The 6,930-nt window shown below is 48.7% G+C and carries 8 protein-coding genes; 1 reads left to right on the top strand and 7 read right to left on the bottom strand.

From position 1 onward, the window contains the following. The coding region (locus tag NCN04_RS05910; RefSeq protein ID WP_250395475.1) for a hypothetical protein at positions 1–398 on the bottom strand (398 nt) is incomplete at its 3' end. On the opposite strand from NCN04_RS05910, the gene NCN04_RS05905 reads away from it, so the two are divergent. After that, the gene (locus NCN04_RS05905; RefSeq protein WP_250395474.1) at positions 372–1,781 is read left to right on the top strand and encodes an MmgE/PrpD family protein; all 1,410 of its coding nucleotides are present in this window, start codon (positions 372–374) and stop codon (positions 1,779–1,781) included. The two genes, NCN04_RS05910 and NCN04_RS05905, sit on opposite strands and share 27 nt — an antisense overlap. On the opposite strand, the gene NCN04_RS05900 is transcribed toward NCN04_RS05905, so the two are convergent. The 6 genes from NCN04_RS05900 to NCN04_RS05875 form a co-directional block, all read right to left on the bottom strand. Continuing rightward, a complete protein-coding gene (locus NCN04_RS05900; RefSeq protein WP_250395473.1) occupies positions 1,768–2,526 on the bottom strand; it encodes a maleate cis-trans isomerase family protein in 759 nt (252 codons plus the stop codon). The two genes, NCN04_RS05905 and NCN04_RS05900, sit on opposite strands and share 14 nt — an antisense overlap. A 36-nt stretch (positions 2,527–2,562) precedes the next feature. Further along, a complete protein-coding gene (locus tag NCN04_RS05895; protein WP_284498621.1) occupies positions 2,563–3,717 on the bottom strand; it encodes an FAD-dependent oxidoreductase in 1,155 nt (384 codons plus the stop codon). Beyond that, positions 3,714–4,631 carry a porphobilinogen synthase gene (locus tag NCN04_RS05890; protein ID WP_250395472.1) on the bottom strand — a complete coding sequence of 306 codons (918 nt, stop codon included), beginning with the start codon at positions 4,629–4,631 and terminating at the stop codon, positions 3,714–3,716. Before NCN04_RS05890 ends, NCN04_RS05895 begins: the two co-directional genes overlap by 4 nt. Next, positions 4,628–5,716 (bottom strand): cytochrome P450, encoded by a 1,089-nt coding sequence (locus tag NCN04_RS10690; RefSeq protein WP_250395471.1) that lies wholly within the window; start codon positions 5,714–5,716, stop codon positions 4,628–4,630. Before NCN04_RS10690 ends, NCN04_RS05890 begins: the two co-directional genes overlap by 4 nt. 228 nt (positions 5,717–5,944) lie before the next feature. Continuing rightward, positions 5,945–6,817 carry a ribosome biogenesis GTPase YlqF gene (gene ylqF, locus NCN04_RS05880; protein WP_250395470.1) on the bottom strand — a complete coding sequence of 291 codons (873 nt, stop codon included), beginning with the start codon at positions 6,815–6,817 and terminating at the stop codon, positions 5,945–5,947. Then, a partial coding sequence (locus tag NCN04_RS05875) for a universal stress protein (RefSeq protein WP_250395476.1) occupies positions 6,814–6,930 on the bottom strand: 117 nt, incomplete at its 5' end. The genes NCN04_RS05875 and ylqF, both read right to left, overlap by 4 nt.

The raw sequence follows: 6,930 nt of genomic DNA, 5'->3' as shown, positions 1-6,930 counted from the left end.
GAGGAATCAGCCCAGACAGAAAGGCTGGAAGCATATAGGACGTCAGAGAACACAAGCCAAGGCAATAAAATGCTGCCAAAACAAAGTGATAATTCAAACTCAAAACCACCGCAAATGCTGATGCAGAACAGCCAAATGCAAGCCATCGAAGCAACAGCCGGCGATCCCAGATATCCCCCGCTGGCAACAGAAAGATCAATGACGTCAAAAGCCCTGCTTGCAAGAACACAGGCACCCAAAACACTTGCCCATCGGGCAAATCGAAGCCATTCGATATCACCGGCAAAAGAGACTGAGAGTAAAACATATTGCCAATATTCACCCCCATCACCACAGCTAAGATGATGAGGGGATAGTGACTCTTTGCACTCATGGCCGGCGAAACCGTCAATCTTCATGGTCCTAACACAGCGGATTCAGACAGCTCGTCGAAGCATGAGCCAAAGACAGCACTTCTGATTCGTCAATTAACAGATATTTGGCAGGGAAGCCCTAACAAAAGACAAGCCGAGATCATCACCACTTGTCGGCTGATCCTTCTCGACTCCATAGCCGTCATCATCAATGGACTGTTCAATGACGAAATCAGAGAGCTTGAACAAAAGGTTGGCACAATTGCAGCTGGTGAATTATGGATCCCAGGCCTAAAAAAAACGCAAAGTCTGCATGGATTGATTTCACTTTTATCAGCAGCAGCTACATGGAACGAACTCATCGAAGGCAATGCAAAAGCCCATGGGCGTCCGGGACTGCATACGGTGCCCCTCTGCATCAGCCTTGGCATCAGTCAACAACGGAACCTCGGGCAAGTTCTTCTGGCCATGCTCCATGGCTACGAAGTGGGCGCAAGATTTGGCGAAGCCTATGCAGTGCCAGCAGGTGAACATGTCGATGGAACATGGGGAACCATCGCGGCCACGGTCTCTGCATGCACCCTTTTGAAGGCCACACCCCAACAAACAACAGGTGCCGTCAATGCCGCCCTCTGTCAAATGAGTCGCAGTTTGTTTGCAGCTGTCAAAGCAGGTGCGCAATCACGTCTGCTGTATTCCGGCTTAGCCGCCAATAGAGGCATGGATCTCGCGATTGCATCCATCGCAGACATTCATGGACCTGATCCCCTGATCGACTTATCGATTGACCACAGTCAGCGATGGCCCCACGATCTGAACCTCGAGATTGGGAACCACTTATCGATTGAAGAGAGCTACGTCAAATTATTACCTGGGGCAAGACACCTGCATTACGGCATGGAAGCAGCGCTGGCATGGAGGAGGGAGAAGGGATATGCGACAGGACAACATCTGATGGAAAAGGAATGGCCACAATCCATTCTGATCAAAACCTATGCAGAAGCAGCAAAGTACTGCGGCTTAGCCAAACCCAACAACCGCATCCAAGCGCAATTCAGCCTGCAATATGCAACCTGCATTACTTTATTAACGGGTGAAACGAACGGAACAATCTTCAGCGATGCCTACCTCAATCTTTCCGCTCTACAGCGAATCTTAGATCGAACCCAACTTTGCTCGGATGGATCCCAACCCGGACGTTGGGCAGAGATCACCATCGTTGAAAACAATGGTCAAACCTCTCAGACCTCTGGCAGCCTCTTAAAAGGTGATCCAGGCAACCCGCTGAGCCAAAGCGACCGTATGGATAAGGCCGTCACTTTGATGGGCGAACATCTGGGTATGGAGCAGACGAAACATATAATCCAGCATTACCTGGAAGCACCCCTTAACGAAAGCCTCTTTCCACAAACCCTTAATAGGGGTTAAAAAAGGCATCAACATTCGTCCAGTCAGATGTGGAAGAAAAGCCTTGAAGCTTCGCCAATAACTTCTTAAACAAGACAGAACCATGACCTTGATCAGGACCACATTGCTTTAAAAGCCAGTGTGCTAATGCCAAATTAGAAGACAATAGAGGCACTGGAAGACGATCCACCAAATCCTCTAAGGTGCCTGTGGTGCGCATGCCGGTTCCAGACAACAAAACAGGCGCATGGGCATAAAGCGACAGCGAACTCAAATAACGCTCAAGTTGAACATTGTCGATTTCATACGCATCAGCAGAACCAAGCGCCTTAAGAATAGAATTCGCAGCAACCACTTCAATACCAGCACGCTCCCAGTACATTTTCGCCTCACGAATCAACCAGTCTGGATAAGGAAGCTCCAAGTGCAAGCGAGAGAAACCAAGAGATCGCAAAAGATCTAAAATAGCCAAACTACAGGTGGTAAATGGTGCATTTAACTCCTCAGCGATACGGTCACAACGCTCTCGATCTGCTTCAGGGCCATCAGCATAATTGGACCCCGTTAAGCCAACAATGACGGCCAACAATGGCAAAGATCCAAACCGCTTTGCCGTGTCTAAATAGTTGTTTAAATACTCAGTATTCCTCTGAGCTAAATCGCAATTTGGGAAAACAGGCAATCTGGACGTATAGAGGTATGGGTTCTCACCCAACAGAGATTTAATTTCAATCTCAAGGGTTGGGTTGGAGGGCGGAACAATCATTCCAACCGATCCGGCAAAGCAACTCGTCATGAACAATCAATCTGTGACATCAAGGCAGTCAAGAAGTGAAGCACGCATCAGGATCTCTTTTTGATCCGATGCACCAAGGGATTGAAATGGCGTCTGACCAAACAATAAACGAGCTGTTCTTGGCAGCAAGACCGAGCGCGTCAGAGTGCTCCAGCGATTGCTCCAAGACCAAAGATCATCGAGGTACATTCCCTTGGAGAAGGATGTCGCAAGGGAATGAGCTTCCATGATGCCGAAGTTTAAATTGAAACCACCTCGAGTATTTGTAATGTGAGCTGCATCTCCGATCAGGATGGCGCGTTGTCGCACTCGCGAGGAAGCAACACGTTGAGAAACACGATATGAATCGCGCAGACCCGATACAGTTTTCCACCAAGAGGGCTGTATCAGGAATTGAAATGTTATTGCGAGCTTCTTTCTAATCCAATCAGAACTGAACAGCGCTTCTGACACTTCAGCGATCGTTGGTCTAAGAATAAACCGCCATCCATCCGACATTTTTAAACAGCTTACAGAGGAGCCAAAGCACTTCAAATAGGACACACCCGCAAGCTCACAACGCAGCGATTCAGGAATCGAATCAACAGAAAATCGCACAACGGGAGCCGGGAGATCAAAGCCATCAAAATCAATCCCAAGCTGGGTGCGTAATACACTTTTTGCTCCATCACTCACAACCAAAAAATCACCATGGAGGATTTGCTCCAAATGACTACTGCCCCTCAACTTCATACGAAGCGCAACTCCATGTGCCGAGCTATTTGACAGCACAGAGGTCACATCAGCCTGATCAAGAATCGTACAAGAAGGACATTGACGTAAAAAGCGAATCAATTCATCTCGAAGCAAGGATTGATTCACATGAAGACGAAAGGGATACGGAGTCTCACCATCGATCAAATCATATGAACAGATATTTTTTAAATCACGATCAACATCCCAAGACATCAGATCATGGATGCACTGACCTCGAGAAATCAGCCGATGGAGAAAAGAAAATTCCTTCAAGCATTCGAGTGAAGCCGGCTGCAAAGTTGACGCTCTGGAAAGGGTATGGTGTAAAGGATTCCTCTCAATAAGGACACATTCATGACCATATGTGGAAAGCTTCGCGCAGAACATCAATCCAACAGGACCAGCTCCAACAACAAGAATTCTCATTGATCAGATGATGTCTTCCTCAATGCCAAAAAGAAATCGGCCGCATAACCAATCACATATCGAACGCCGCAGCGATGGAAAGCCGTATGAATTTCCTCAAAATAATCAGAGAGGTTGAGCAAACCAGCTTCAGACGCATGCATGGCCATCGCATACTCACCACTGACGTGATAAACAGCTACGGGTTTCGTAGAGCGGCGACAAGCATCTTGAAGCACATCCAGATAAGGAAGAGCCGGTTTCACGATGGTCATCTCCGCACCCTGTTTCAAATCTGAATCCATTTGTTGAAGAGCTTGTTCAGCATCACTAAAGTCAAATTGATAGTTTTTACGCTTCAGGCCCAATGAGGATTGGACCGTGTCTCGGTAAGGACCATAAAGAGAAGATGAAAACTTAGTGCTATATGGCATTAATCCACACTCAAGACCACTCTTACTCAATGCCTGAACAATCCTCGACGTCTGCTCCGGCAACGAAAGGCAAGGCGCAACATAATGAGCTCCAGCCTTAGCAAATCGCAGGGCCAAAGCAATAGCAGCCTGATACGAAGCCTCAATGTCAATTTTATTATCAGCGAAAACAACACTCTGGCCTGATTCAAGATAAGGCGACAGCCCAACATCAGCAATCAATGTGATTTGATCACGCGTCCAGCGCTGATAGGCCTGTTCAATCAAACGAGTGATGTGAAAATCAGGATCACTAACCTGCGACAAGCCCTTCTGCTGATTGACTGCAACGACAAGCCATCGACTCAGGCCTTGCTCTAAACGCATTTCAACATGGGCCAATGCTGAATCAACGGAATGAATCAGGTTATTTTTTAAAGCAGATTCTTCAGGCCCATCAGAAGAACCAACAAACAGGCATTCAATGTAATCCATAGGAGATAACTTCAGGATACTTCTCATCGACGAGACACTTCAAGCATCAAGCGATCAAAACCTCGGAATCGATCACCGACAAAACGTTGACTCTCAGATTGGATCACGGACAGTGATGAGAAATGATCACAAAATGCATTCAGTGCAGCCTGACCTTCCATCCTCGCAAGATGAAGTCCGAGGCATTGGTGTAATCCAGGTGCAAAACTGATATGAGGATTAGGGTGACGATCAATCAAAAATTGATCAGGGTCAACAAAGGTTTTCGGATCGCGGTTGGCTGCACCCACAAGAACGGATACAGAATCTCCTGACTTCACAATCTTTCCACCAATCTCTACATCTTCTAAAGCAACACTGGCATTAGTGGCCTGAGCAGGAGGATCCCACCGTAACAACTCTTCTAGAGCGGGTACAACGAGCTCTCGATCGCCTTGGATTCGGGAATAAGCATGAGGATTCAAAGCCATCGCCCAGGCCAAGGTACCCACTAACAATCGAAGCGTATAAACACTTGCAGAGTAGAAGTTACTGCTGATAATCAACAACAATTGCTCGTCTGAAAGATGGACTCCTTCCTGGGGATCAGCGATTAAACGGCTGAGCAAATCAGAAGAGGGTTTGCTGCGCTTTTTATGGATCAACGGCAAAAAGTATTCTTCATAAAATGCCATTGAATCATCTCCTCTCTCGACCGTTAATTCTGTTTGCGTGAGACCTCTAGCACGCACAAATGATCCAACCTTTCGCCCCACCTGCTCTTGCTGATCAGCAGGAACTCCTAACAGCTCACTGACCACCATCACAGGGAGGAGATCAGCAACCTCATGCACAACGTCAAATTGTTTTTGACTCGACAAACTCTCTAAACGAGAATCCAGAAATGAAGTTGTGAATTCCCTTAATGTAGAAAATTCAATTCCATGATAAGCATTCGTCACGTGATGACGAAGCCTCGCATGGTCAGATCCATCCATATAAGGCAAGTCATTTTTTTGCTTTTCAAAAATATGTCCATTGCCAAATCGAGATATTAGTTTATCGAGGTGTTGCTGACGACTAAAGCGATGATCTTTCATGTGCTCGACCGCTTCGGCATGGGAAATAATCACCCAAAGTCCTGGGCCTTCACACCAATGAATTGGAGCTTCGGTTCTCATCCGCGCATAAACCGAATAGGGGTCACCCCAACCAGGCAGACACGGATCTTGCTGAAAGCTGAGGATTGCATCTTGCATATCCACGACTTGCGAAAGCTTTAAAGACTTAATTATACAAGCGATGTTTACACGAAGCCCCAGCAATCAACACAGCATTCTCAATCTTTAATTCCAATATTTTTAAGTATCGGTGGGCAACTCCAAAGCAATCGAACCCAACAGCGAACGTCGGAAATCATCCAGCAACCGCTGTGCCATCCGTGCCGTATCCCCGGAGGTATGACGTTCGGCCGTTGCCTCAAGCCAGAACGCAGGGTCAGCGGTAGTTCCAGCCACTGGCGTTCCATAACGCTGCTCAAGGATCGACAGCACAACCCCGGAGGCCTCGCGGCCCTGGGCATCGATCAACAATCTCAAGAACGCCTGAGCTACCAGCTCGCCGTCGTAGGCCGCCTGGCCAATGTCATCGCATAGGGCGAGATGCAGCGCCGCCCGTTGATCATCCAAGCGAGGTGGCAACACGCCGGGGGCATCGAGCAAGTCCAAGTCTTGGCCAACCCGCACCCAACGCAAGGTGCGGGTGACCCCAGCCCGACGGGCACTCGCCACCACCTTTTTCTTGACCAAGCGATTGATTAAGGCCGACTTCCCCACATTGGGAAAGCCGAGGGTGAGGGCACGCACCGCCCGCGGGCGCATCCCCCGATTCTTTCTCCTCTCGTTGAGTTGATTGCCAGCCCGAATCGCCGCCTGCTGCACCTGCTTCACCCCGGTACCTGCTTTGGCATCACACCAAACCGTGCGCTGCCCCTGCTCCTTAAACCACTGGTCCCAGGCCTCCCATGCCGCAGACGTGACCATGTCGCGTCGATTGATCACGAGCAAATGCTGCTTCCCTTTCAACCAGCGGTTGAGATGGGGGTGTCCAGTCGCCAAGGGAATGCGTGCGTCACGCACCTCAATCACCAAATCAACCTTGTCGAGGTTGCGCTTGAGCTGCTGTTCCGCCTTGGCAATGTGCCCTGGATACCACTGAATCGGAGGTGTGCTCACGGCACCACCAAAACCGGACAAGGCGCGAGCTGAATCACCCGCGTTGCCGTGCTGCCGCTTTCGGCTTCGAGATTCACGCCGCGGGTGCCCATCACAATCACGTCCACATTCAA

It is taken from the genome of Synechococcus sp. MU1655 (genome assembly GCF_023630655.1).
GTDB lineage: Bacteria > Cyanobacteriota > Cyanobacteriia > PCC-6307 > Cyanobiaceae > Synechococcus_C.
This window is presented reverse-complemented; position numbering and strand designations above follow the sequence as displayed.